We start from the raw sequence: 25,771 nt of genomic DNA, 5'->3' as shown, positions 1-25,771 counted from the left end.
CTGCACAGCTTTTGAATGCAACGCACGTACCCTCGGCGTCCAATAAGACAAAGCATCGATAGCGCCGGGTTGTTCTGAACATCATGGAAAAGATGCGCATGGTGGGGCCTGGGTTACTTAAAGATTCCAACTGAGTTCAAACAGCGTTCCGCCGTTTTCCATTTTCCGGCACGTCACCGCACCGCCGTGGGCGAGGGCAATCGCGCGCACCACCGCCAGGCCCAGGCCGCTGCCGCCCTGGGCGCGGGAACGTGAGTTTTCGCCGCGCTGGAAGGCATCGAACAGGTGCGTGGCCAGGTCCTCATCGATACCGGGGCCGTCGTCGCGTACCCTCAGGTAATGCATGCCATCGCGGGTGCTCAGGTGCACATTGACGTTGCCGGGCGTGGCGTGCCGACGCACGTTGTCGAGCAGGGCCAGCAGGGCCTGGCGTATCCGGGCGGGGTCGCAGCGCAGGGTCCGGCGTTGCAGGTCCAGTTGCAGGGTAAAACCGGCGGCGACCAGGCTCGGTTCGAACAGCCGCACATCCTCTTCAATGCCGGCGGCCAGGTCGGCGTCCTGCACATTGAGTTCGAGGTAGCCGCTGTCGCCCAGGCCGACTACCCGCAGGTCCTCGATCATCCGCGCCAGCCCTTCGACCTGACCGAGCAGGCTGTAGAACTGCGCCGTGTCCGGTTCGAATACACCCTCGGCCAAGCCTTGCAGGCGGCCGCGCAGGATGGTCAGCGGCGTGCGCAGTTCATGGGCAATCGCCGCATTCCAGAATGCCTGCTCCTGTGCCATGCGCTTCAAGCGCTGGGCCATGCTGTTGAAATCATCCACCAGGATCGCCGCTTCGCCGATGGACTGGTCACCGGCGACGGCTTGCACATCGAGGTCGCCATCCGCCAGTTTGCGCAGGTTCTCGGCCACCGAGTTCAGCGGCATCAGGATCCGCCGCGACAGCCGCGTGGCCACGAAGGCACCCACCGCCAGGCTGACGCAGGTGGTCAAGGCCATCCACGCCCACTCGACATTGGCCGGCAGCCAGGCATCGGCCTGCTCGTCCGAGAGCGGCCAATAGGTCCATAACAGCGCATAAAACACGTAGGAGCCGATCACGGCCAGGGCGATCACGCAGAGCACCACCGCCGACATGGCGGCAATGATCTGGCGGCTCAAGCCATTGAGCTTCTTCACACGCCACTCCCGAACCGGTAGCCCACGCCGCGAATGCTTGCCGGCACGCCTTGCAGCCCCAGGTCTTCGATCTTGCGGCGCAACTTGCTGATATGGCTGTCGACCGTGCGTTCCAGGCTGTCGCTTTCCGGTGAGCACAGCGCCAGCAATTCGGCGCGGCTGAACACGCGTTTCGGAGCCCGGGCCAATTGCGCGAGCAGTTTGAATTCGGTGACGGTCAGCAGCAGCGGCAGGACCTTGCCCTCGATATTCACCGTGACCTGATGGCTTTCGATGTCGATTTCAAAACCATCGACCCGCAACACATTGGCGCCGGCGGCATATTTGTAGGCGATGGAGCGTCGCAGCACGGCCTGGGTACGCGCCACCACCTCGGCCGGGTTGAACGGCTTGACGATATAGTCGTCGGCACCGATGCGCAGGCCCATCAGCTTGTCCATGTCCTGGTCCTGGGCGGTCAGCATGATCACCGGCGTATTGCCGCGATGACGCACCTCGGCCAGGACCTTCCAGCCATCGACCTGGGGCATCAGTACATCCAGCAGCATCAGATCGGGCTTGAGGGCCTGGTGCAATTCCAGGGCGCGCCGGCCGTCGAGGGCGTGGGCGGTACGAAAGCCGCTGCGCTTGAGATAGGCAATCAGGATGTCGGCGATCTCGGGCTCGTCTTCGGCGATCAGGATCAGCGCCTGGGTGTCTCGGACGCTGTTCGGAAGGGGCGAGGATGCAACGGGAAAATCGTTCATAGTCTGCTCGGTGAATAAGCCTTGTCGTGTTTGCCGCTCCCTGGCCACGCTTGCAAGTGTTGATCATAGCTTCTGGGTGAGGGCGCCCAACATCTGGTTGGCGGTGGAAATCACTTTGGAGTTCATTTCATAGGCCCGTTGCGTGGTGATCATGTTGACCATCTCTTCAACGGTGCTCACGTTGGAGGTCTCCAGGGACCGTTGCAGGGTGGTGCCAAACCCGTTGAGCCCCGGCGTGCCGACCTGGGGCGCGCCGCTGGAGGCGGTTTCCAGGAACAGGTTGTTGCCGATTGCCTGCAAGCCGACGGGGTTGATGAAGTCGGCGGTTTGCAGGTTGCCGATCACTTGCGCAGCAGGGTTGCCGGCCACGGTGATCGACACCGTGCCATCCTGGCCCACGGTAAAGGTCTTGGCGTTATCCGGCACCACGATGGCCGGTTCCAGTGCAAAGCCGCTGGCCGTCACCACCTGGCCATTGGCGTTCAGGTGAAAGGTGCCGTCGCGGGTATAGCCGGTGGTGCCGTCCGGCTGCAACACCTGGAAAAAACCGCGCCCGTTCACCGCCAGGTCCAGCGGTTGCCCGGTGGTTTGCAGGCTGCCGGCGCTGAAGTTTTTCTGGGTGCCGACGATCTGTACGCCGGTGCCCAGTTGCAACCCCGACGGCAACGCACTGTCCTGTGTCGACTGTGCGCCCGGCTGGCGCTTGATCTGGTAGAGCAAGTCCTGGAACTCGGCGCGATCACGTTTGAAACCGGTGGTCGAGACGTTCGCCAGGTTGTTGGAAATTGTCGTCAGCTGCGTGTCCTGCGCCGACAAGCCGGTTTTTGCGACGTACAGGGCTGGAATCATGCCGTTCTCCGTGGGAACCCGGTCGACCGGGCACTCTGATGAAAGCCATTGTGCGCAACGAACGTGCGCATTCAGGGGAGGTTTTGTGGAGGAATGATGGAGAGCGGCATTTTTTGTTGGCCCTGATCACTTCAATCCGGGTTCGATCAGGCCGGCTACGCCACGTCCGATGACTTCCGGGTAGCTGTGTTCGGCATCCAGGTTGGTTAGCACCACCACCGTCAACCGGTCGTCGAGGTAGCGCGAGATGGACGAGGTAAAGCCTTGCCAGGAGCCGCCGTGCTCGATCACGGGGTGGCCGTTGACTGTGCGGATTTCCCAGCCGAACCCGTAGCCTTGCGCCCGCTGTTTGCCGGCGTAGGGGTAGGGCGTCCACATCCGTTGCAGCGAGGCTTGTGTCAGCAGGGTTTCATCGTAGAGGGCGCGGTCCCAGCGCTCCAGGTCGCGGACGCTGAAATAGAGCGTGCCGTCGGCCGTGGCATTGAAGGTTGGCGACACCCATTCCTGGTTCCTCAGCTCACCGTCGACCCTTTCGTAGCCCGACGCCCGGTTGGGCACAATCGCGAGGTCCGAGATGACCCGTGTCGAGCGCATGCCCAGCGGTGTGAAGATACGCTGCTGGAGAAACTCGCCATAAGGTATCCCGCTGACACGCTGGATCAGGATGCCGAGCAGCACGAAATTGGTGTTTTCGTAGGCCCAGTTCTGCCCGGCCTTGAAGTCCAGCGGCAGCTTGGCAATCGCCTTGGCCAGCTGCGCTTCGGTGAAGTCGCGGCGTATATCCAATGGGCCACCAGGCTTTTGCAGCGCTGGCGTGTCGTAGGCCGACAAGCCAGACGTGTGGGACAACAGATGGGCGACCGTGATCGGCGCCCAACTTGCCGGCGCCTCGGGGAAGTACTGGCGGATGCTGTCGTCCAGGCCGACCTTGCCTTGCTCCACCAGCATCATGACGGCCGTTGCGGTAAAGGATTTACCCACCGAGCCGGACTGCAACACGCTGTCGGCGCTCATGGGCACGTCGAGTTCCACATTCGCCAGGCCATAGCCCTTGGCGAGCACGGCCTGGCCGTTTCGGAAGATACCGAGGGCCAGGCCCGGCAACTGCTGACGGGTTATTTCTGCGTTGACATAGCGGTCGATGGCCGAGCGTTGTTCGTCCGTGAGCGGGGTGGCTATCGCCAGGGGCGCGGACATCAGCAGGACACTCGCCGCAAGGATTCGGAACATGGGCACCTCTGAAGCGTTTTTGCGGTTTCAGGAGGTGCCAGTGTGCGCGAGGGGGGTGGATGTTTGCGGGAGGTTCGATGGAGGCTGCGTGGAGCTGATGAGGCCAGCACTCACAGGGGTTGGATGAATTTCACATACACCCGCTCAGGGTCGTGATCGTCAAGGTTTTCGATGTGCCCGCTCGGCACGAACCCGGCCTTTGCAAACAGCGCCTGGGCGGCGGTGTTCGACGCATTGGTTGAAGTAAACAGCTTGGGCGTCTTGCACGCTGCTTGTGCCGCCGTCAGCAACCGCAGCGCAACACCTTGGTGCTGATAAACCGGCGACACAACCACCAGTGCCACGAAGCCATGATCGAAAAAATCATGGGTCAGCACCAGGTATCCCACACACCGGCCAGCGCTATCGACGGCGACGAGGCAGTGTTGGCGAACCACCGCATCATGGATGAATACGCGGCGGTGGGTATGGGCCGTGGCGTAAGCATCCAGTTCGATCAGGGCGTGCACGTCGTCGGGCGTGGCCTGGCGGATGTTTATCGAGCGTGTAGGCAAGTGATTACCTCAGCGGAGTGGGTTTAGCCTTTGGTTTGGTCGGTTTTGGTGTGACTAATACTCGATTCAACTCTCCGGCGAGCGCGATCAGCTGCTGTTCCAGCGCTTCGACTTCGCAAAGGCTGATTCCCTCCTTGATGACTTGCAGGGTTTTGGCTTTTCTCGTCAGTGCGGATCCGAGGTTATGCGCGTCTTGGGAAACCAACACTTGGCGCAGTAGGTTGTTGATCACGGTTTGATAACCGGTACCTGCATTTTCCGCTCGCTCGCGGGCGGCTGCAATCACCGCATCATCCAGCATGATAGTGATTCGGGTTTTGCCTTTGTTGCTGGCGACTGCACCGCGCTTGCCGGAGCTGAAGTCGTATTCGTCTTTCATGGTTCAAGCCTCCAAGTACTGGCGCCGTTCATTTTTGGATGCGCGCCTGGCACTGATAATCCGTACAAAATTTGGATCGCGGTAGGTGTAGGCCACTACCAATACGCGTCCCTTTGCGTCCGTACCCATGATTATCCAACGCTCTTCGTCGTGATCATTGTCTTGTATGGTTAGAGCGGTCTCGTCGTAAAACACCGGTTCTGCATCGGCAAGGCTCACGCCCTTGTGCTTTTGCTGATTAGTGATGCTTTTTGCTTTGTCGTATTGAATCCTGAAAGTTCTCATTATGCATATTTTATATGTATATAAAAGCAATTGGACAAAGCGACAGTCAGGGCATTGGTTCAGCGTCTGCGGGTCCCGATTCGGGTACGCACATCCCTACCTATCAGTGAGGGATCGATTTTGAGGAGGGTGCCCGCGTATGTCCGTGCGTAACCGGTGATCCGTTAAGTAGTCAGATTCCGATTCCATAGCCAGATAAGGTCTTATGTCGATATCAGACCAACCCCCGCCGTTTCCAGGCTATTTTCGCGCCAGTCAGCCCGCGTAAGGTGACCCATCATTCAAAAATGACGATCGCCTGACCCTCCAGTCAGTCCTCACGCCGGTCACCGAGAACAACAAAAACAATGAATAGCCTCAATTCCAACGACTCGAACGGCCAGTTGGCGCAAGGCTTCAAGCCGCGCCATGTCACCATGCTTTCCATTGCGGGGATTATCGGCGCGGGGTTGTTTGTCGGGTCCGGGCATGCGATTGCGGCGGCGGGGCCGGCGGTGCTGCTGGCCTATCTGTTTTCCGGCCTGCTGGTGGTGCTGGTCATGCGCATGCTGGGGGAGATGGCGGTGGCCAACCCGGACACCGGCTCATTCTCGACCTACGCCGACCAAGCCATCGGCCGCTGGGCCGGCTTTACCATCGGCTGGCTGTACTGGTGGTTCTGGGTGCTGGTGATCCCCATCGAGGCCCTGGCCGCCGGGCATATCCTCAACCAGTGGTTCCCGCAGATCGACGCTTGGCTGTTTGCCTTGTTGTCGATCTTTTTGTTGGTGGTCACCAACCTGTTCAGCGTGTCCAAGTACGGCGAGTTCGAGTTCTGGTTCGCCATGGCCAAGGTGATCGCGATCATCGGTTTTATCGGCGTGGGCTTTGCGGTGCTGATGGGCTGGGTGCCGGAACGCGAGGCCAGTGGGCTTGGCCAGTTGATGCAGGACCATGGCGGGTTTGCGCCCAACGGGCTGTCGGCGGTGGTCGGCGCCTTTATCACCATCATGTTCAGTTTTATCGGCACGGAGGCCGTCACCATTGCGGCGGCCGAGTCCAGCAACCCGGTGCAGAACATCGCCCGGGCCACGCGCTCGGTGATGTGGCGCATCGGGGTGTTCTACCTGCTGTCAATCTTCGTGGTGATCTCCGTGGTGCCATGGGATGACCCGTTGCTGGCCTCGGTCGGCTCTTATCAGCGTGCACTGGAATTGATGAACATTCCCCACGCCAAGCTGCTGGTGGATGGGGTGGTACTGATCGCCGTGGCCAGTTGCATGAACTCTTCGATCTACATTGCCTCGCGCATGCTGTTTTCCCTCGGCAAGCGTGGAGATGCACCCGCACTGATGAAAAAGACCTCGGCGGCGAGTGTGCCGAGGGCGGCGGTGATCGCCAGCACCATCCTGGGCGCGGGCGTGACCCTGCTCAGCTACTTCATGCCGGCCGGGCTGTTCCAGTTCCTGCTGGCCAGTTCGGGGGCCATCGCCTTGCTGGTGTACCTGGTGATCGCGGTTTCGCAGTTGCGCATGCGCAAGACCCTGCGCCAGCGCAAGGTCACGCTGAGCTTCCAGATGTGGCTGTTTCCGTGGCTGACCTGGCTGGTCATCGCGTTCATCTGCGCGGCCTTGATGGTGATGCTGGTCACGCCTGAACACCGTTTCGAAGTCTCTTCGACCCTCGTCCTGGCCCTGATGATTTCCTTGATCGGCTTGCTCACCGCCCGGCACCCGGAACCCACGCAAAAACCGGTGGCCGCAGTTTCGCAATCATGAGTGGCCGCCCGGTCGGCAGTATTGTTTTCCTGCTGCTGGACCAGTTCACCCTGATGTCGCTGGCGGCAGCGGTCGAGCCGTTGCGCATGGCCAACCAGTTGTCGGGCCAGGAGCTTTACAAGTGGCACACGGCAAGCCCGGACGGCAACCCGGTGTGGGCCAGCGACGGTGTGCCGATCACGCCCGACGGTTCGATACTCAGCGTGCCGCCCGCCGACATTGTGATGGTGTGCGGCGGCATCGGCATCCAGGGCACCGTGACCGGCGAACTGGTCAAGTGGCTGCGCAGCCAGGCGCGTTATGCCAAGCGACTGGGTGGGATTTGCACCGGCAGCGTTGTGTTGGCGCGGGCCGGCTTGCTCGACGGGTATGAATGCAGCGTGCATTGGGAATGGTTGGCGGCGATGCAGGAGGCGTTTCCACGGGTGACCGTCAGTTCCAGCCTGTTCACCCTCGACCGCGACCGGCTCACCAGTTCAGGCGGCACGGCGCCCCTGGACATGATGCTGCACCTGATCGGCCGTGAGCACGGGCACGAATTGTCGGCGGCCATCTCGGACATGTTTGTCTACGAGCGCATCCGCAACGAGCAGGACCACCAGCGCGTACCGCTCAAGCACATGCTCGGCACCCAGCAGCCCAAGCTGCAGGAAGTCGTGGCATTGATGGAGGCCAACCTGGAAGAGCCGATCAACCTGGATGAACTGGCGGCGTATGTCGCGCTGTCGCGTCGCCAGCTTGAGCGCATGTTCCAGAAGTACCTGCACTGTTCGCCCTCGCGCTACTACCTGCGGCTGCGGCTGATCCGCGCGCGGCAGTTGCTCAAGCAGACACCCATTTCAATCGTCGAATTGGCCGTGCTCTGCGGCTTTGTGTCCACGCCGCATTTCTCCAAATGCTATCGCGAGTACTTCGGCGTGCCCCCCAGTGACGAGCGTTCCGTCACGGACAGCGAGCGGTCCATCATGCTCAAGCCAGCGTTGCACACATTGCCGGCGCCCGCACCAATGAATGTATTGGAGCAGGCGCGGGGCGAGGCAACATTTGCCAGTGTGAAAAACCTGAAGTCCTGAACTCAGCGCATATGCAAGATGATCGGACTGCTGCTCGCCGGGTCGGTATGCCCGCGCAACTTGCCCACCGCCTCCACATCCACCGCACCGCCGTTGTTACCCCAGGTGCCGCGCACGTAGCTGAGCACCTCGGCGATTTGCTGGTCGGTCAGTTGCTCGCGGAACGCCGGCATGCGATAGGCGTCCGGCACGCCGGCGGCTACCACGCGTTGCGAACCGTTGAGGGTGATGTTGATCGCCGAGGCGCTTTCCTTGGCCAGGGCCGAGGTGGCGCCGGCCAGGGGCGGCATCCAGTCGGGCTGGCCCTTGCCGTCGAGGCCATGGCAGGAGGCGCAGCGGGTGGCGTAGGTGTGGGCGCCGGGGGCGTCCGGGTTGGTGGCGGCCGCCTGATACTGCCAGGGAGTGCCGTCGCGCTGCGGATCGCCGGGCAGTGACTTGAGGTAGCGGGCGATGGCGGCCAGGTCGTCGTCCTGCATGAACTGCGTGGAGTTGTTGAACGCTTCGGTCATCGAGCCGTAGACCACCGCATGGGCATTGCGCCCGGTCTTGAGGAACTGCACGATCTGCGCCTCGTCCCAGCGGCCCAGCCCGGTGTTGGGGTCCTGGCGCAGGCTCGGTGCATACCAGCCGTCGAGCAGGGCACCGGCGAGGAACGGCGCACCGGATTCGTCCAGCGCCTTCTCGTTGAAGGCCAGCCCGCGTGGCGTGTGGCAACTGCCGCAGTGGCCGGGGCCTTGGACGATGTAGGCGCCGCGGTTCCACAGCGCGTCCTGGTTGGGTTTGGCTGCATAAGTTGCAGTGGGCGCGAACACGCCGTTCCACAGCGCGATGGGCCAGCGCATATTCAGCGGCCAGGGAATATCCCTGGGGATATTCGCCTGGTTGGCCGGTTGCACGCCCTGCATGAAGAACGCGTACAGCGCTTTCACGTCATCGTCGCTGAGCTTGACGTAGGACGGGTAGGGCATCGCCGGGTACAGCCGTCGACCACCCGGCGCCACGCCGTGGCGTACCGCACGGTCGAAGTCGGCCAGGCTGTAGCTGCCGATCCCGGTGGTTTTGTCCGGCGTGATGTTGGTGGCATGGATTGCCCCCAACGGCGTGGCCATTTCCAGGCCACCGGCGAACGGCGCCTTGCCCGGCAGACTGTGGCAGGCCACGCAGTCGCTGAGACGCGCGACATATTCGCCGCGGCTGACCAGGGCCGGCTCGAAGGTGGCGGTGGCCGGCGCTTGTGCAAACGGTGTGGCGGGCTCACGGGTGACGTACCAGGCCAGCAGGCCTGCCGCGACCAGGCAGGGCAGCGCCAGCCAGCCTGCGGTTCTTGCGAATCGACGGTTGTTCATGGGCATTTCCTGAAAGTCAGCTGAAGGTGTGTCGGCTCAAGGGCAGACTGCGAACACGCTGGCCGGTCAATTGCGCCACCGCATTCGCCACGGCCGGTGCCACGGCAGGCAACGGCGGCTCGCCGATACCACCCATCTTTTCGCCACTCTCGACGACCCGCACATGCACCCGCGCCATCTGCGCCGGCGCCAGGATCGGGTACAGGTCGTAGTTGCGCGCCCGTGGCTTGCCGTCCACGTACACCGCTTCTTCCAGCAAGGTCTGTGACAAGCCCAGCGCCACCGCGCCATTCACCTGAGCCTCGACAATCGCCGGGTTGACGATGCTGCCCGGGTCGATGGCCTGCCAGATATCGTGCACCCTGACCTTGCCATTCTCGATGGACACCTCGGCAATCGCCGCCGTGTGGGAACCGAACGGCGAGGCCATGGCCACGCCGCGTGCACGCCGGCTGCCGTCTTCGGCGGTGAAGGGGCCGCGCTTCCAGCCGCCGGACAGTTCAACCGCCGCTTGCAGCAAGGTGGTCAGCCTCGGGTTGTCGCGCAGCAGGTGCAGGCGCAGTTCATAGGGGTCGTGTTTGCCCTTGTCCGCCAGTTCGTCGAGGAACGACTCGTAGAAAAAGTCATTCAGCGAATTGCCCACCGAACGCCAGTAACCGAGCATGGGCGCGCCTTTGACGTAGATCTGTGCGATGCGTTTGTTGGGGATGGCGTAGGACTTGCCCGACAATCCTTCCAGTGCCGTAGGGTCGATCTTGTCGCCCTGTTTGCCGGCGAGGGCTTCGGTCGGGCCTTCGGTGGCGCTTACCGCTTCGATGGCCACCGGCAGGCCTTTGTCATCCAGTGCGGCGCGGAACTTGACCACGGCCACCGGGCGCAATACATCGCGCAGGAATTCTTCTTCTCGGCTCCAGATCAGCTTGACCGGACGACCCACCGCCTTGGCGAGCGCGATGGCCTGCGGGTAGGGGTTGGCTGAGTCATACAGGAAATGCCGGCCGAAAAAACCGCCGAGCAACGGTGAATGCAGGTTGATCTGCGCAGGGTCCAGGCCGGTGCGCTTGGCGATATCGGCGCGGAACATGTCCGGCGCCTGGTTGGGCAGCCAGATATCCAGGGTGCCATCCGGGTTGAAGCGGGCCAGGGCGGAGGGCGGCTCCAACTGGCCGTGGTTGAGGTACTGGTTGTGATACGTCGCTTCGACCTGGGTCTTGGCGCCTTTCAGCGCGGCGGCCACGTCGCCTTCGTTTTCGTCATCACGGGCCGGGCCCTGCTGGGCGGCGAGGAACTCGAAATGCTTGTCGCTGGAGAAGTCCGCCGGCATCACGCGCAGCGTCGAGTCGGCCGCCGCTTCCTGCCAGTCGACCTGGACCGCTTCCACCGCACGCTTGGCGTGCCACCAGCGTTCAGCCACCACCGCCACCGCGCCCGGCAGCACGTGTACCGAATGCACGCCCTTCATGCCTTCGACCTGCGCCTGGTTGCGCAGGCTGCCCACAGTCATGCCCAGACGTGGCGCATGCTGGACGGCGGCGTGGAGCATGTTGTCGACTTTCAGGTCGATGCTGTAGAGCGCCTTGCCGGTGGATTTGTCGTAGGCGTCCAGGCGCTTGACCGGCTTGCCGATCCAGCGGAACTGGCTCGGGTCGCGCAGGGTGATGCTGGCAGGATCGGGCACTGGCATGTCGAGGGCGCTGCTGGCCAGTTCGCCATACCCCAGCGAACGGCCGGATGCCGCGTGCACGACTCGGCCAGGTTGGGTGGTCAGTTCGCCCACCGGCACGCCCAATTGTTTGGCGCCGGCCTGCAGCAACATGGCGCGGCCGAGGGCACCGAGACGGCGCATGGTCGGGTAGCTCATGCGCACCGACATGCTGCCGCCGGTGATGCGCATACCGTTTTCCATCACCACATAGGCTTCGCCAGGCGGGGCGGCCTCGACGATGAAGGTGGCGGGGTCGGCATCCAGCTCTTCGCCGACGATCTGCGCCATGGCGGTATGGGTGCCTTGCCCGCCTTCCATGAACGGGCTGAGCAGGCGCACCGTGCCGTCCGGGCGAATCTCCAGAAACGCCGGCACCTGGGTGCCGCGTTCAGCGGCAGTGGCGGCTTGTACCCGGCCCGAGCCCAATGGCAGGCCGAAACCGATGACCAGCGCACCTACGGCGGTACTCGCCAGAAAGCGGCGGCGTGACAGGTTGACCGGTGCGTCGAGCAGTTCGTCGAGGATGTTCATCACGCGCCCTCCTGCTTGGCCAGGGCGTCGACGGCCGCATGGATGGCGTTGTAGGTGCCGCAGCGGCACAGGTTGACCATGGCGGCGTCGATCTGCGCCTTGCTCGGCGCGGGGGTGTGCTTGAGCAGCGCAGTGGCCGCCATCACCTGCCCGGACTGGCAGTAGCCGCATTGCGCCACCTGTTGCTCGACCCAGGTCGCGACCACACGCTTGCCGACCTCGTCGTCTTCAATCGCCTCGATGGTGGTGATTTCACGCCCGACCACCCCGGCCACCGGCGTGACGCAGGAGCGCACCACATTGCCGTCCACCAGCACCGAACAGGCGCCGCACTGGGCCAGGCCGCAGCCGTACTTGGTGCCGGTCAGGCCCAGGTCATCGCGGATCACCCACAGCAATGGCGTGTCCGCGTCGGCATCGACCTGATAGGCCTTTTGGTTGATTCGTAATTCCATGGCTCACCTGCTGATCATCGGTAGGTGCGGCCTGTTTTAGATGTGAACGCAGTGGCCGCTTATTGTCGAACTCTAGACCAGCGCGCAAGGGCTATCTATCCGTTAATCGATAAGTCGGAGGATCAGGCAAGTATTCAAGAGAAATGAGCCAGTCTGGTGTTATCGAAGCGGCGATTGACCCAGGTCAATACAAGCTCGAATCGGGGGCCACGAATGGGCATGGCGAGCGTAGAGCGGTGTGTAGCGGTGATATCATGGCGCCACTATTCTGGCGCGGTGCGTCATTGCGATCCATGGAAATGAGGCTTTAGGCAAATGCTCAAGAATGCACCACTGCGTCTGAAACTGTTGTTGATCCTGCTGCTGCCCATGCTCGGGTTCCTGACATTGGCCGGCGTGTTCGTGGTGGACAACTACAAGACGCTGCGCGACATGGACGCCACGGTGACGGCCAGCGCCACCGCGCAGAAGCTGAGCCGACTCATCACCACGCTACAACGTGAGCGTGGTGCCAGCGGGGTTTTCCTGGGCAGTGGTGGCCAGTCGATGGGCGACAGGATGTTGCAGATGCGCCAGGACTCCAGCGCGGCGGTCGAGGTGGTACGCGGCTTGAGGGCGTCGGGTGGTGCGAGCCTGGATGGCGTGCAGCGTGCCTTGGACCAACTGCCGGCGACCCGTGCACAGATCGACAAGCTGGGCATCAATAGCACCGAATCCGGCGCGCGCTACACCGAGATCATCCAGGCCCTGGTGGGGTATACCCATTCCCTGGAGGCCAGCGTCAACAACGCAACCCTGGTCTATGCCCTCGGCGCGTTGAACCAATTCATCGAAATGAAAGAGCGCGCCGGACGCGAGCGCGTGATACTGGGGCTGGTATTCAATCAGGATCGCTTTGATGCGACGCTGCTGTCACGCTTCAGCCGTAACCTGGGTGAGTTCAATGCCTACTACGATGCGTTCCGCCGCAAGGCACCGGTAGCCACGCTTCAACAGTTCGATGAGCAGATGCAAAACCCCGCCGCCGTGGAAGTCGGCAAACTGCAACGCCTGGCATTTGAGGTGCCGATGGGGCAGGCGCTGGGCATCAAGCCAGAGGCGTGGTTTGAAACCTCCACTCGACGCATCGACCTGATGAGCCAAGTGGAAGAAACCCTGGGCCAAAGTGTCAGCGACCTGGCCAAGCATGAACGCGATGCCGCCAGTCGTGCCCTGTGGTTGACCCTGGGCGCGGTGGTGGTGGCGCTGTTGGCGGTTGTGGTGTTGTCCTGGCTGATTATCCGCATGATCGGCTCGGCGGTGCGCGACCTGAACCGGGTGCTGAACGACCTGGCGCAGCGCGACCTCACGGCACGGGCGACGTACCAGAGCTGCGACGAATTCGGCCAGATCTCACACAACCTCAACCGCATGGCGCAAGAGATCAGTGGCGTCGTGCAGGAAATCGGCAACGCCACCGCCCAAGTGGCGACGGCGGCGGAGGAGTCCTCCACGGTCACGATCCAGACCAGCCAGAGCGTCGAGCAGCAACGCCAGAGCACCGAGCTGGTGGCGACGGCGATCAACCAGATGAGTGCCACCGTGCGCGAAGTGGCGCACAGCACCAACGATGCGGCGCAGATGTCGCAACGGGTCAATACCAGCACCGCACAAGGGCGTGCCGAAATAGAAAGCACCATCGCACTGATCCGCCAGCTCTCGGGGCAGGCCGAGGAAACCGCGCTGATCATTGGCGATCTCAAGCAGGAAAGCGACGGCATTTCCACTGTGCTTGACGTTATTCGGGGCATCGCCGAGCAAACCAATCTGCTGGCCTTGAATGCGGCGATCGAAGCGGCGCGGGCCGGGGATCACGGCCGTGGGTTCGCGGTGGTGGCGTCCGAAGTCCGTGTGCTTGCGCAGAAGACCCAGGAGTCCACGGGCAGTATTCAACAGATGATCAGCAACCTGCAGACCGGCTCCGACCGTGCGGCCACGTCCATGCAAGAAACCCTGGGTAAGGCGCAGGACGGTGCGAGCAAGGTGGAACGAGCGGGTGAGTTGCTGCAAGAGATCGCCGAAGGGGTGTCGGGGATTAGTGATCGCAACATGCAGATCGCATCGGCCGCCGAAGAGCAGAGTGCGGTCTCGGAGGACATCAACCGCAACGTCAACGAGATCAATGACCTGGTGATCCAGGTCAGTGCCGGGGCTGAACAGACGGCCGCTACCAGCCAGGAGCTGGCGCGCCTGGCCGAGCAGCAGCAACGCCTGGTCAATCGTTTCAAGGTGGCCTGATCGACTGGCGTGCAGCGCGCCCCGCCGAGTGCAGCCACCTGCATCACGGGGCTTTGGTTAAGCGAAATCTTCCTCGAAGTGTTCCCGCTCGCCACGCGTATCGCCCTGGCGCCGCACCACCTCCATCTGGCGCAACTCCACGCGGCGGATCTTGCCGGAGATGGTCTTGGGCAGTTCGCTGACGAACTCGATACGCCGCACCCGTTTGTACGGCGCCAGGTGCTCGCGGGCAAAAGCCAGGATGTGCCGGGCCAGCTCGGCGTCGCCCGCAGCATCGTGGGCCAGGATCAGGAACGCCTTGGGCACCGCCAGGCGCAGCGGGTCTGGGCTCGGCACCACGGCCACTTCCATGACCGCCGGGTGTTCGATCAAGGCGCTTTCCAGCTCGAACGGGCTGATGCGGTAGTCGGAGGCCTTGAACACATCGTCGGCGCGACCGACGAAGGTGATGTAGCCGTCGGCGTCGACCTGCGCGGTGTCGCCGGTGCGGTAGTAGCCGTCACGCATGACCTCGGCGGTTTTCTCCGGGCTGTCTTCGTAGCAGATCATCAGCCCGAGAGGGCGCACGTCCAGGGGCAGGGCGACTTCGCCTTCGCTGCCGGGATTGCCATCCGGGTCGAGCAAGGCCACCTTGTAGCCCGGCAGCGGACGGCCCATGGAACCGGGCTTGAGCACCTGGCCTGGGGTATTGCCCACCAGCGCGGTGGTTTCCGATTGGCCGAAACCGTCGCGCAACGGCAGGCCCCAGGCGTGCTGGATCTGCTCGATGATTTCCGGGTTCAGCGGCTCACCGGCGCCTACCAATTCGCGCAGGCTCAGGCGCGATTTATAGCTGGCAAGATCCTCCTGGATCAGCATGCGCCATACCGTGGGCGGCGCACACAGGCTGGTCACGCCGTAGCGTTCCAAGGCACTGAGCAGGGCCGGCGCGCTGAACCGCGCGACGTTATGGATAAAGATGCACGCACCGGCATTCCAGGGCGCGAACAGGCAACTCCAGGCATGCTTGGCCCAACCGGGCGAGGAGATATTCAGGTGCAGATCGCCCGGCTGCAGGCCAATCCAGTACATGGTCGACAGGTGGCCCACCGGGTAACTCTGGTGGCTGTGCAGCACCATCTTCGGTTTGGACGTGGTGCCGGAGGTGAAATAGAGCAGCATCGGGTCGGTGGCCAGGGTGCGGCCTTCGGCCTCGAAATGATCGGGGTATTCAAAGGCGGCGTTGTGGGCGACCCAACCCTGCGGTGCCGCGCCCACACAGATGCGGTTGCAACCGTCTGCCAGCCCGTCGAATTTAGGTACGTGGGCCTCGCCGACCACCAGATGGCGCACCTGCCCGCGCTCGATGCGGTCGCGCAGGTCGTCGGGGTTCAGCAGGGCGGTGGCGGGAATGACCACGGCGCCGAGCTTGAACGCGGCGAGCATGGTGTCCCACAGCGCCACATCGTTGCCGAGCATCAATAGCACCCGGTCACCGCGACGTACACCGAGTGCGCGCAAGTGATTGGCCACCTGGTTGGAGCGCGTGGCCAGTTGCTGGAAGCTGTAGCGTTGCTCACTGCCGTCTTCCTCGACGATCCACAGCGCATGCGCCGCATTGCCCTCGGCCATCGTGTCGAAATAGTCCAAGGCCCAGTTGAATGCATCCAGTTGCGGCCAACGGAAGTCCCGGACGGCAGTGGCGTAGTCGGTGCGGTGAGCGAGCAGAAAATCCCGAGCGGCCAGGAAGGGCTGGGTCATGGTGGCTGTCCTTAATTATTGTTGTGGGGACTGACCCTCGGTTTAGCCGAGAGGCTGGATCGAGTATAGGCACGCATAAATCAGAGCAGAACGCCCAAAAACACCGGTGCGTTGTGCAAAAAAGTCATGGGTGTCGCGCCAGGCAGCGGTGAGATTGACGATTGAGACGTAAAAGTCCAAGATGGAATTATAAGTACAAAATAGCGCGATTCATCTCTTTCTCACTCTTGCCAAACCAACAACAACTTGCGAGACCACGATCATGCAGAAACGCTCCCTCATTACCGCCCTGGCCTTGAGCCTGCTTGCATCCGGCCCCTTGGTCGCCGCCGAGAAAACCCTGCGCATCGGTATCGAGGCGGCTTACCCACCGTTCGCCTCCAAGACCCAGGAAGGCAAGATCGTCGGGTTCGACTACGACATCGGCAATGCGCTGTGCACGCAGATGAAGGTCAAGTGCGTGTGGGTCGAAGGTGAGTTCGACGGTCTGATTCCGTCCCTCAAAGTCAAGAAAATCGACATGGCGCTGTCGTCCATGACCATCAACGAAGACCGCAAGAAGTCGGTGGATTTCACCCACAAGTACTACTTCACTTCATCGCGCCTGGTGATGAAGGAGGGGGCGGTGGTGGATGACCAGTACGCCAGCCTCAAGGGCAAGACCGTGGGGGTGCAGCGTGCGACCACCACGGATCGCTACGCCACCGAGGTGTTCGAGCCCAAGGGCATCAACGTCAAGCGCTATGGCAATAACGAAGAGATCTACATGGACCTGGCTGCCGGGCGACTGGATGCGATCTTTGCCGACACCATCCCCTTGAATGATTTCCTGCAGATGCCCCGTGGCAAGGGCTACGCGTTTGTCGGCCCGGAACTCAAGGACCCGAAATACGTGGGCGAGGGCGCGGGCATCGCGGTGCGCAAGGGCAATACTGAATTGGTCAGCCAGTTGAATGCGGCCATTGACGGCATTCGCGCCAGTGGCGAGTACCAGAAGATTTCGCAGCAGTACTTCAAGGCCGATATCTACGGCGATTGAGAGGTACACGCGCGCTGTCGCGCGGCCAATTAGAACCCCTGAGGCCAACGGACTTGTTGTGGCGAGCGGGCTTGCTGTGGCGAGCGGGCTTGCCCCGCGTTGGGTTGCGAAGCGACCCCAAAGATGGGCCTGCTACGCAGTCCAACGCGGGGCAAGCCCGCTCGCCACAAAATGCGGTCGTGCGCACCTCAGCCCTTCAGTTCCTTCAGATGCTTGTAGACCGTCGCCCGCCCCATGCCCAGCACATTGGCCACATAGTTCGACGCGCTCTTGCCCTTGAACGCCCCCTCGGCGTGCAGGGCCAGCACCAGCTCACGCTTGTGGTCGCGGGTCAGCACATTCAGGCTCAACTGCCGCTCGCGCATCCAGGCATGCAAAAACGTGTTGATGCGCTCCTGCCAGTCATCACGAAACAACGAGTCCGGCTGCGGGATCAGCTTGCTCGGCGACAGGAACAGGTCCAGCGCCGCCTTGGCGTTTTCAAACAGTGAAATATTCAGGTTAATGCACAGCACCGCCAGGCGTCGGCCCTTGTGGTCGTGCAGCACGGTGCTCAGGCTGCGGATTTTCTGGCCATCCCAGTTGAGCTTTTCGTACGGGCCGATATTGACCTCGCTGACGTCGGCGTCGAGCATGTCCTCCAGCGCCGAGTCATCGCCGATGCTGCGCTTGGACAGGTTATTGGCGATGTAATCGACTTTTTGCGAGCGCAGGTCATGCAGCACCGCTTCGGCGTGGGGGAAGAACAGCGTGGCGATGGCGTCGGCCATCGCGCGGAAGTTCTGCATGACGGTGTCTTGTTCAGCGGTGTTCATCAATGGGGCTCCAGGCGTGCAGGGGAGAGCATACCAGCGTCGAGGCCGAAGCGTGTCAGCGCCTCCGGCAGCGCTGCGCCGCGCACCAGTGCGGCACTGGCCTGGCCCATGGCCGGTGAGGTCTGGATGCCATAACCGCCCTGTGCCGCGACCCAGAACAGCCCCGGTACCACCGGATCAAAACCCGCGAGCAGATCACCGTCGTGCACGAAGCTGCGCAGGCCGGCCCAGGTGCGGGTCGGGCGGCGGATGGTCAGGGTGGTGGCTTCTTCGATCTGGTAGATGCCCATGGCGATGTCCAGCTCTTCGGGCTGAATATCCTGAGGCGCCACCGGGTCGGCATTGGCTGGGGAGCCGAGGAACATGCCGGCGTCGGGTTTCATGTAGAAGGATTCGTCCAGCGCCACCAGCATCGGCCAGCGGTGGCTGTCGACGCCGTCGGGGCCGGCGAAGATGAACGCCGAACGCCGCTTGGGCTGCAAGCCGATGGACGCGGCCCCGGCGAGACCGCCGATGTGGTCGGCCCAGGCGCCGGCGGCGTTGATGATGACCGGCGCGGTGTAGGTTGTGTCCTGGGTTTGCACCTGCCAGACGCCGTCGCTGTCGCGGCTCAAGCCGAGTACGTGGCTATCGGTATGCACCTGGCCACCGTTGCGGCGGATACCGCGCAGGTAGCCCTGGTGCAGGGCGTCGGTGTCGATGTCGCTGGCGGTGGGGTCATACAGTGCACCGTGGACTTTTTCCCGGCGCAGGATCGGCAACTTCGCACAGGCCTCGTCGGCGCTGAGCAATTCGACCTCGGCCACGGTGGCCTTGGCGCTCTGGTACTGGGTGTTCAACTCGGCCGCATCGCCGATGAAGTCCACGGTCATTTCGCCCCTGGGCGTGAGCAACGGGTGTTCGCAGAAACCGGGCGGCGGGTTATCGAAAAACGCCCGGCTGGCCAGGGTCAGCGCCCGCACCTGCGGGGTGCCGTAGGCGGCGGTAAACAGTGCCGCCGAACGTCCGGTGGAGTGATAGGCCGGGTGGCTTTCGCGCTCAAGCACCCGCACCTTGCCGTGCTGCGACAACCAGAACCCCGTGGAGGCGCCGGCAATACCGCCGCCGATGATGATGAAATCTGCGTGGTTCATAGCTGTCTCCAGAGGGCATTGGCCAGGGCGATGTCTTCCAGGCCCAGGCCGATGGAGCGGAAGAATACATGACGGTCGTAGGTCGGAGGTTGCACCCATTCGCTGAGCAGTTCGGGCAAGTCCCCCACGATGGCACGCGGGTCCCACCCGTGTTGCTCGGCGGCGATCAGCATGTCACCCGCCGCGCCCGGGGTGGTCTGGCGATAGTCGCAGAACACCTGCATCGCGTTGAGGCTGTGGGGCGGCACTTCGTGGGCGCGGGGCGCATTGGTGCTGATCGAGGTAATCAGCGCCGGTTTGCTCAAGTGGGCAGGGTCGAGTACCGGCCCGGCCGACGAGGTGCACAGCAGGATCACATCGGCGTCGTCCACGGCCGCCTCGCAGCTGTCGGCGATGACCACCCGTGGGTCCAGGTTTTTGAGGTGGGCGATAGCCTCGGCGCTGGCGTTGCCCAGACTGGGGGAAAACAGGCTGATGCGCTGCCAGTCACGCAGTTGCTTGACGTAGTGCAAATGCGCCTGCGCCACCTTGCCGCTGCCAATGATCGCCAGGCGTCTTGCTGATAAAGGCGCCAATGCTTCCACCGCCAGCGCTGTGGTGGCCGCAGTGCGGGCCGTGGTCAGTTCGGCCGCATCGCACAGCAGCAGGGGTTGGCCGGTCTGCATCGACATCAACAAGGTCCACGCGGTCACCAGTGGCCCTTGCTCACCCACGATATAGGGCGAGGTCTTGACCCCGTACACCCCATCCTCGGCCAGCACACCCAGGTAGTTGATAAAGTCGCCGGTGGCGTGCGGGAACTCCACCAGTTGCTGCGCTGGCTGCACGGCTTGCCCGGCCGCCAGGTCCTGGAACAGCTTGCGCAGGATCTGCGGCACATCGACTTTTCCGAGCAATTCGCGGGCCTGGGCCTGGTGGATCACATGGGGTGTGCTGGACATGGGGATCTCCGCAAGTAAACTAATTTGTCTATTATGGACTTTTAGTTTCGTTGGGCAAGCGTAAAAGATCACCCCGTAAAGCGAAACCCACCCGACAATTCAGTTTTCAGAAACCCCACCAACGCACTCACCGCCTTAGGCACATGGGGCGAATACGGTCGGATCAGGTAGATCTCGTTGGCGAATGCGCCCTTGAGCGTCCAGCCCTTGAGCACCTGCACCAGCTTGCCGCCGGCCAGGGCGGCGTGGGCGCTGAAGTCGGGGAGCAGGGCGATGCCCAGGTGATTGAGGGCCGCATCGCGCAGGGCTTCGCTGTTGTTGGTGGCGAAGCTGCCGGCGATGGGCACGGTGAGGCGTTCGACGTTTTTAGTGCCACGCTCGAAGGTCCAGGCCGGCTGGTCGGCGCCGCGAGGGTAGAACAGGCAGTTATGGGCGCACAGGTCATTGGGTTCGCGAGGCTCGCCGTGGCGTTGCAGGTATTCCCGGGTGGCGACCAGCACCGAGCCGGTGTCGCACAGCTTCCAGGCCACATGGGTTTCCGGCACCTGGAAGCCGTGGCGCACGGCCAGGTCGTAGCCTTCGGCGGCCAGTGAACTCAGGGCGTCGGACACGTCCAGTTGAATGCGCACCTGCGGGTACTGTTGCAGGAATTCCGACAAGTGCGGCACCAATTGCTGACGGGCGAACGCCACCGGCGCGGTCAGCCGTACCAGCCCGCGAATCTCGCCAACCGAGTCGCGTACCGAGGAAAAGCTGCGGGCGATCTGCTCATAGGCGCTGCGCACTTCACGGGTCAACGACAGCCCCGCATCGGTCAGCCTGACGCTGCGCGTGGTGCGGGTGACCAGCCGCGTGCCGGTGGCTTTTTCCAGGTCGGAAATACGCTGGCTCACCGCCGACTTGCTCACGCCCAGGCGTGCGGCGGCGGCGGTGTAGGTGCCTTGTTCCTCCAGCACCGACAGCCAGTGGATATGGGTCCACAGCCCTTCGATCTCGGATTTTTCCATGGGTGGATTGTTCGCTATGCTGGACAATAAGTTCTGGATTCTGCTCTGGTTTGGAACAAATCGAAAGCCTATCGTGGTCCCCAACGCTATCCACCTGGGATCTACTGCCATGACCACCACCATCGAGCACTACATCAACGACCAGCGCGTGTCCCGCGACGATCGCTATCAGGACGTCTACAACCCGGCCACCGGCGAAAAGACCGGCCGCGTCGCCTTGGCCAGCCGCCAGACCGTGTCCGAAGCCGTCGCCGCCGCCCAGGCCGCGTTCGCCGGTTGGGCCGACACCCCGCCGATCCGCCGTGCCCGCGTGCTGTTCGAATACCTGCACCTGCTGCGTGAGCGCAAGGACGACCTGGCGCGCATCATCGTCGCCGAACACGGCAAGGTCTTCACCGACGCCCAGGGTGAAGTGGATCGTGGCATCGATATCCTGGAGTTCGCCTGCGGCATCCCCAACCTGCTCAAAGGCGAGCATTCCGACCAGGTATCCCGTGGCATGGACAACTGGACGATGCGCCAACCGCTGGGCGTGGTGGCGGGTGTCACGCCGTTCAACTTCCCGGTGATGGTGCCGATGTGGATGTACCCGATCGCCATCGCGGCGGGCAACACCTTCATCCTCAAGCCAAGCCCCACCGACCCGAGCGCCTCGCTGTTCATGGCCGAACTGCTGCGCGAAGCCGGCCTGCCCAAAGGCGTGTTCAACGTGGTGCAGGGCGACAAGGAATCGGTGGATGCGCTGATCGAGCACCCGGACGTCAAGGCCGTGAGCTTTGTTGGCTCCACGCCGATTGCCCAGTACATCTACGAGACCGGTGCGCGCAACGGCAAGCGCGTGCAAGGCCTGGGCGGCGCAAAAAACCACATGGTGGTAATGCCCGACGCCGATCTCGACAAAACCGTCGACGCCTTGATGGGCGCCGCCTACGGCAGTGCCGGCGAACGCTGCATGGCCATCTCCGTGGCGGTGCTGGTGGGCGATGTGGGCGACAAAGTCATCGCGGCGCTGACCGAGCGCGCCAGGCACCTGCGCATCACCGACGGCCGCGACCTCAAGGCCGAGATGGGCCCGATTGTGTCCCGCGCCGCCCTGGAGCGCATCAGCGGCTACATCGAACAAGGCGTGCAGGCCGGCGCGCAGTTGCTGCTCGATGGGCGCGACTATGTGCCCACCGAGGCCGGCCTGGAAAATGGCTTCTGGCTCGGCGCGACCCTGTTCGACCACGTGACCCAAGAGATGAGCATCTACCGCGAAGAGATCTTCGGCCCGGTACTGGCGTGCGTGCGCGTGAATGACTTTGCCGAGGCGATCAAGCTGGTCAACGACCACGAATTCGGCAACGGCGTCAGCTGCTTTACCCGCGACGGCCACATCGCCCGCGAATTCGCACGGCGCATTGAAGTGGGCATGGTCGGCATCAACGTGCCGATCCCGGTGCCGATGGCCTGGCATGGCTTTGGTGGTTGGAAGAAGAGTTTGTTCGGCGACATGCACGCCTATGGCACCGAGGGCGTGCGCTTCTATACCAAGCAAAAGTCGATCATGCAGCGCTGGTCGGAAAGCATCGAGCAGGGCGCGGAGTTTGCGATGCCGGTGTCCAAATAACGGGCAAAAGAACACAGCAGGGCAAATGTGGGAGGGGCTTGCCCCCTCCCACTTTCGATTGTTTTCCACTTGAGGGTTGACGGTCGTGCGAATGCACAATACTGTATATAAACACAGTGTTTAAGCGCTGATCGACCAACACCGGCAACCTCAGTCCTGCCAGACACTGTGTGCAAGTTAACGGATTAACTTGATGCACAGGCTCGTCTTACCGAGCCATTTTTATTGATAGAGAGGGAACTCATGTCCTACCCAGAAAGCAGACTCACCGGTCTGATCGGTTTCGCCCAAGCGGCAAAAGTGACAGGTGGCTGGTCCGGCCCCGTGGTCAGTATCACCACGCTCGATCAACTCAAGGCCAATATCGGCGACACCACCCCACGGGTACTGGTGATCAACAGTAATATCTCGGCGTCGAGCCTGACCAAAGTCAACATGGGCGCCAACAAGACCCTGATTGGCTCGTTCCAGAACCGCACCCTGGAGAATATTCACCTGCGTGCAACGGCGCAGTCGCAGAACATCATTCTGCAGAATCTTATCTTCAAGCACTCGGCAAGTATCAAGGCCAATGACGATATCCAGGTCTACTTGAACTACGGCAGCAAGTATTGGATTGACCATTGCTCTTTCGTCGGGCACAGCTGGTCCACCACTGACGGCAGCGAAGATAAACTGCTGTATATCGGGGAAAAGGCCGATTATGCCACCATCAGTCACTGCTTCTTTGGCAGTCATAAGTATGGTCTGATCTTCGGTCACCCGGCGGATGATAATAATGCCGCGTTCAATGGCTACCCACGCCTGACACTGTGCCATAACCGCTTCGACAACATGGAAGTGCGTGCGCCTGGCTTGATGCGTTACGGTTATTTTCATGTGTACAACAACTACATCAATAACTTCCACCTCGGTTTTACCCTGGCACAAAATGCCAACATCCTTTCTGAAAGTAATTACTTTGGCGAAGGCAGCCAGAATAAAGGCATGTTGGATGACAAGGGCACCGGGACCTTCACCGACATCAACAGTGTGCCGCCAATCACTAATCAGAAGTCGCCCAAGGCGCAGTGGACGGCCTCATCCAACTATGGCTATACCTTGAAGACCGCCGCACAAGCCAAGGATTTTACCCAGAAGAATGCCGGCGCCCAGTCGGTTGCACTGGTCTTTGGTAGTTGATTAGCTAGCTTTCTACTTAGTGATCAATTAATGCGAGTGCCACTGTATTTATATCAAGGATATAAATACAGTGATGGCCTTTCTAATCTAAATAATTCTTCATATTGCGACAGGCAGGCTTCCATGTTAAACCTTGTTTTGCACTTGCAGAGCCAACTATCCCTTGCTCTTTCAGCCACTATCAAGTTGTTGGCTGTCATGTGCTATTTAATCTTCGCTTGTCACTTAAGCGTCAGCAAAAGGACATCATCATGAAACATGCGAATCACACACCCACTCGCTGGACACGGGCCGATGCGCTGAAAGTTAATGAGAATGACCCGACGACGACACAGCCGTTAGTGAGTCCTGACTTTCCTGTCATGAGTGACACGGTCTTTATCTGGGACACCATGCCCTTGCGTGAACTGGATGGTACGGTGGTATCGGTCAATGGCTGGTCAGTGATCTTCACCCTGACGGCTGATCGTCGCCCCCATGATCCACAATTCATCAACGCCGATGGCCGTTACGACATCAAGCGCGACTGGGAAGACCGCCATGGCCATGCGCGTATCTGCTACTGGTATTCGCGCACCGGCAAGGACTGGATCTTCGGCGGCCGTGTCATGGCCGAAGGGGTTTCGCCGACCACGCGGGAATGGGCAGGTACACCGATCCTGCTGAATAACAACGGCGATATCGACCTGTATTACACCTGCGTCACACCGGGCGCCACCATTGCCAAAGTCAGGGGCCAGGTGGTCACCTCGGATACCGGCGTGACCCTGCGGGGCTTTGATCAGGTCAAATCGTTGTTTGATGCCGACGGTATCTATTACCAAACCGAAGCGCAAAATTCGACTTGGAACTTTCGCGATCCCAGCCCCTTTATCGATCCAAAAGATGGCAGGTTGTACATGGTGTTCGAAGGCAACGTTGCCGGCGAGCGCGGGACACACGAAGTAGGCCCGAATGAAATAGGCCTGGTGCCGCCCGGGCATGAAGATGTCGGCGGTGCGCGTTATCAGGTCGGCTGCATCGGCATTGCGGTGGCCAAAGACCTCAACGGTGACGAGTGGGAGATTTTGCCACCGCTGGTGACCGCCGTTGGTGTGAACGACCAGACCGAACGGCCGCACTATGTGTTCCAGGACAACAAGTACTACCTGTTCACCATCAGTCACAAGTTCACCTACGCGGACGGCGTGACGGGCCCGGATGGTGTGTATGGTTTCGTCAGCGACCGGCTGTTCGGCCCTTACACACCGATGAACGCCTCCGGCCTGGTGCTCGGCAATCCGCCTTCGCAGCCCTTCCAGACATACTCCCACTGTGTAATGCCCAACGGCCTCGTGACATCGTTTATCGACAGTGTGCCCACCACTGGCGATGACTACCGTATCGGCGGCACCGAAGCGCCGACGGTCAGGATTGTGTTGAAGGGCGATCGTTCGTTTGTGCAGGAGGCTTATGACTATGGCTACATCCCGGCGATGCGCGATGTAGTGTTGAGCCAGTGACTGCCGTGCAATCGTCAGCCTGATCATCTGGTGTAAACCGATGCAAAAGTGGGAGGGGGCTTGCCTCCTCCCACTTTTTTAACCGCAATCCAGTTCGGTGGCCGAAGCACTGTCGAGCAAGCTGGCGGTGTAGAGCAGGGTGTGTCAGTGCGAGCATGTTTAATTGATGAATAAATAAACTAATGGATGGTTTAATTGGTGATGGGAATTTCCTTCGGATGGTATTCGTCTTACAAACGCAGCCTACAGTATTATCGGTAGGACTTAGTTGCTGGTTTGCTGGCGGTTTTTTTTTATCGTGCAGGAACGCTCTACAGTGAGCGTTTAAGATGTGTGATACAAAATCATGAGGTGTTTTGGCTTGACAAATTTATGTGCGGATAAATAATTTAATCGCTTGCTTTAAAGGTGTTAAGTCATTTTTTATAAAAATAAGG

Annotated in this window: 22 protein-coding genes; 7 read left to right on the top strand and 15 right to left on the bottom strand. The window is 61.5% G+C overall.

Annotation, left to right across the window (positions count from 1 at the left end):
* Positions 1-117 precede the first annotated feature (117 nt).
* The 7 genes from BM017_RS16030 to BM017_RS16000 form a co-directional block, all read right to left on the bottom strand.
* Positions 118-1,179: an ATP-binding protein gene (locus BM017_RS16030; RefSeq protein ID WP_092246130.1), complete on the bottom strand. Its 1,062-nt coding sequence runs from the start codon at positions 1,177-1,179 to the stop codon at positions 118-120.
* Positions 1,176-1,925: a response regulator gene (locus BM017_RS16025; protein WP_092246127.1), complete on the bottom strand. Its 750-nt coding sequence runs from the start codon at positions 1,923-1,925 to the stop codon at positions 1,176-1,178. The genes BM017_RS16030 and BM017_RS16025 overlap by 4 nt, the downstream gene beginning before the upstream one ends.
* A 63-nt stretch (positions 1,926-1,988) precedes the next feature.
* Positions 1,989-2,774, bottom strand: a complete 786-nt coding sequence (flgG, locus tag BM017_RS16020) for a flagellar basal-body rod protein FlgG (protein WP_092246122.1) — start codon at positions 2,772-2,774, stop codon at positions 1,989-1,991.
* Positions 2,775-2,900: 126 nt separating this feature from the next.
* Positions 2,901-4,004, bottom strand: a complete 1,104-nt coding sequence (locus BM017_RS16015; RefSeq protein WP_092246119.1) for a serine hydrolase domain-containing protein — start codon at positions 4,002-4,004, stop codon at positions 2,901-2,903.
* Positions 4,005-4,114: 110 nt separating this feature from the next.
* Positions 4,115-4,558, bottom strand: coding sequence for a GNAT family N-acetyltransferase (locus BM017_RS16010; protein ID WP_071491513.1), 444 nt, complete (start codon positions 4,556-4,558; stop codon positions 4,115-4,117).
* 4 nt (positions 4,559-4,562) lie between these two features.
* Positions 4,563-4,937 (bottom strand): BrnA antitoxin family protein, encoded by a 375-nt coding sequence (locus BM017_RS16005; RefSeq protein ID WP_058427066.1) that lies wholly within the window; start codon positions 4,935-4,937, stop codon positions 4,563-4,565.
* A 3-nt stretch (positions 4,938-4,940) separates the two neighbouring features.
* The gene (locus BM017_RS16000; RefSeq protein WP_058427065.1) at positions 4,941-5,222 is read right to left on the bottom strand and encodes a BrnT family toxin; all 282 of its coding nucleotides are present in this window, start codon (positions 5,220-5,222) and stop codon (positions 4,941-4,943) included.
* 347 nt (positions 5,223-5,569) lie between these two features.
* Between BM017_RS16000 and gabP the strand changes: the two genes are divergently transcribed.
* Complete coding sequence (gabP, locus tag BM017_RS15995) at positions 5,570-6,979, top strand: GABA permease (RefSeq protein ID WP_092246116.1); 1,410 nt, start codon at positions 5,570-5,572, stop codon at positions 6,977-6,979.
* The gene (locus tag BM017_RS15990; protein ID WP_092246113.1) at positions 6,976-8,052 is read left to right on the top strand and encodes a choline metabolism transcriptional regulator GbdR; all 1,077 of its coding nucleotides are present in this window, start codon (positions 6,976-6,978) and stop codon (positions 8,050-8,052) included. The genes gabP and BM017_RS15990 overlap by 4 nt, the downstream gene beginning before the upstream one ends.
* Positions 8,053-8,054: 2 nt before the next feature.
* Here BM017_RS15990 and BM017_RS15985 read toward each other — a convergent pair whose 3' ends face one another.
* From BM017_RS15985 to BM017_RS15975, 3 genes are read right to left on the bottom strand one after another with little or no spacing between them, the layout of a single operon-like run.
* Positions 8,055-9,398, bottom strand: coding sequence for a c-type cytochrome (locus tag BM017_RS15985; RefSeq protein ID WP_092246110.1), 1,344 nt, complete (start codon positions 9,396-9,398; stop codon positions 8,055-8,057).
* A 16-nt stretch (positions 9,399-9,414) separates the two neighbouring features.
* Positions 9,415-11,634 carry a xanthine dehydrogenase family protein molybdopterin-binding subunit gene (locus BM017_RS15980; protein ID WP_092246107.1) on the bottom strand — a complete coding sequence of 740 codons (2,220 nt, stop codon included), beginning with the start codon at positions 11,632-11,634 and terminating at the stop codon, positions 9,415-9,417.
* Positions 11,634-12,089: a (2Fe-2S)-binding protein gene (locus BM017_RS15975; RefSeq protein WP_058427060.1), complete on the bottom strand. Its 456-nt coding sequence runs from the start codon at positions 12,087-12,089 to the stop codon at positions 11,634-11,636. Before BM017_RS15975 ends, BM017_RS15980 begins: the two co-directional genes overlap by 1 nt.
* 315 nt (positions 12,090-12,404) lie before the next feature.
* Between BM017_RS15975 and BM017_RS15970 the strand changes: the two genes are divergently transcribed.
* Positions 12,405-14,366: a methyl-accepting chemotaxis protein gene (locus BM017_RS15970; RefSeq protein WP_092246104.1), complete on the top strand. Its 1,962-nt coding sequence runs from the start codon at positions 12,405-12,407 to the stop codon at positions 14,364-14,366.
* A 57-nt stretch (positions 14,367-14,423) separates the two neighbouring features.
* On the opposite strand, the gene BM017_RS15965 is transcribed toward BM017_RS15970, so the two are convergent.
* Positions 14,424-16,106, bottom strand: coding sequence for an AMP-binding protein (locus BM017_RS15965; protein WP_092246102.1), 1,683 nt, complete (start codon positions 16,104-16,106; stop codon positions 14,424-14,426).
* 262 nt (positions 16,107-16,368) lie between these two features.
* On the opposite strand from BM017_RS15965, the gene BM017_RS15960 reads away from it, so the two are divergent.
* Positions 16,369-17,145: an ABC transporter substrate-binding protein gene (locus BM017_RS15960; protein WP_092246099.1), complete on the top strand. Its 777-nt coding sequence runs from the start codon at positions 16,369-16,371 to the stop codon at positions 17,143-17,145.
* A gap of 188 nt (positions 17,146-17,333) precedes the next feature.
* Here BM017_RS15960 and BM017_RS15955 read toward each other — a convergent pair whose 3' ends face one another.
* The 4 genes from BM017_RS15955 to BM017_RS15940 all read right to left on the bottom strand — a co-directional run bounded on the left by BM017_RS15955 (position 17,334) and on the right by BM017_RS15940 (position 21,041).
* A complete protein-coding gene (locus BM017_RS15955; RefSeq protein ID WP_071491497.1) occupies positions 17,334-17,960 on the bottom strand; it encodes a helix-turn-helix transcriptional regulator in 627 nt (208 codons plus the stop codon).
* A complete protein-coding gene (locus BM017_RS15950) occupies positions 17,960-19,093 on the bottom strand; it encodes an NAD(P)/FAD-dependent oxidoreductase (protein WP_092246096.1) in 1,134 nt (377 codons plus the stop codon). Before BM017_RS15950 ends, BM017_RS15955 begins: the two co-directional genes overlap by 1 nt.
* Complete coding sequence (locus BM017_RS15945; RefSeq protein ID WP_092246093.1) at positions 19,090-20,034, bottom strand: ornithine cyclodeaminase family protein; 945 nt, start codon at positions 20,032-20,034, stop codon at positions 19,090-19,092. Before BM017_RS15945 ends, BM017_RS15950 begins: the two co-directional genes overlap by 4 nt.
* 68 nt (positions 20,035-20,102) lie before the next feature.
* Complete coding sequence (locus BM017_RS15940) at positions 20,103-21,041, bottom strand: LysR family transcriptional regulator (RefSeq protein WP_092246090.1); 939 nt, start codon at positions 21,039-21,041, stop codon at positions 20,103-20,105.
* Positions 21,042-21,150: 109 nt separating this feature from the next.
* Here BM017_RS15940 and BM017_RS15935 point away from each other — a divergent pair, with 109 nt between their 5' ends.
* From BM017_RS15935 to BM017_RS15925, 3 genes are all read left to right on the top strand, one after another.
* Complete coding sequence (locus BM017_RS15935; protein WP_092246087.1) at positions 21,151-22,650, top strand: CoA-acylating methylmalonate-semialdehyde dehydrogenase; 1,500 nt, start codon at positions 21,151-21,153, stop codon at positions 22,648-22,650.
* Positions 22,651-22,893: 243 nt separating this feature from the next.
* The gene (locus tag BM017_RS15930) at positions 22,894-23,832 is read left to right on the top strand and encodes a pectate lyase family protein (RefSeq protein WP_092246085.1); all 939 of its coding nucleotides are present in this window, start codon (positions 22,894-22,896) and stop codon (positions 23,830-23,832) included.
* Positions 23,833-24,083: 251 nt separating this feature from the next.
* Entirely contained in the window at positions 24,084-25,334 is a 1,251-nt protein-coding gene (locus BM017_RS15925; protein ID WP_071491491.1) for a glycoside hydrolase family 68 protein, read from the top strand.
* Positions 25,335-25,771: the final 437 nt, after the last annotated feature.

It is taken from the genome of Pseudomonas sp. NFPP04 (assembly GCF_900113815.1).
GTDB lineage: Bacteria > Pseudomonadota > Gammaproteobacteria > Pseudomonadales > Pseudomonadaceae > Aquipseudomonas > Aquipseudomonas extremorientalis.
The sequence above is the reverse complement of the archived record's forward strand: the minus strand, read 5'-3'. Positions and strand labels throughout refer to the sequence as shown.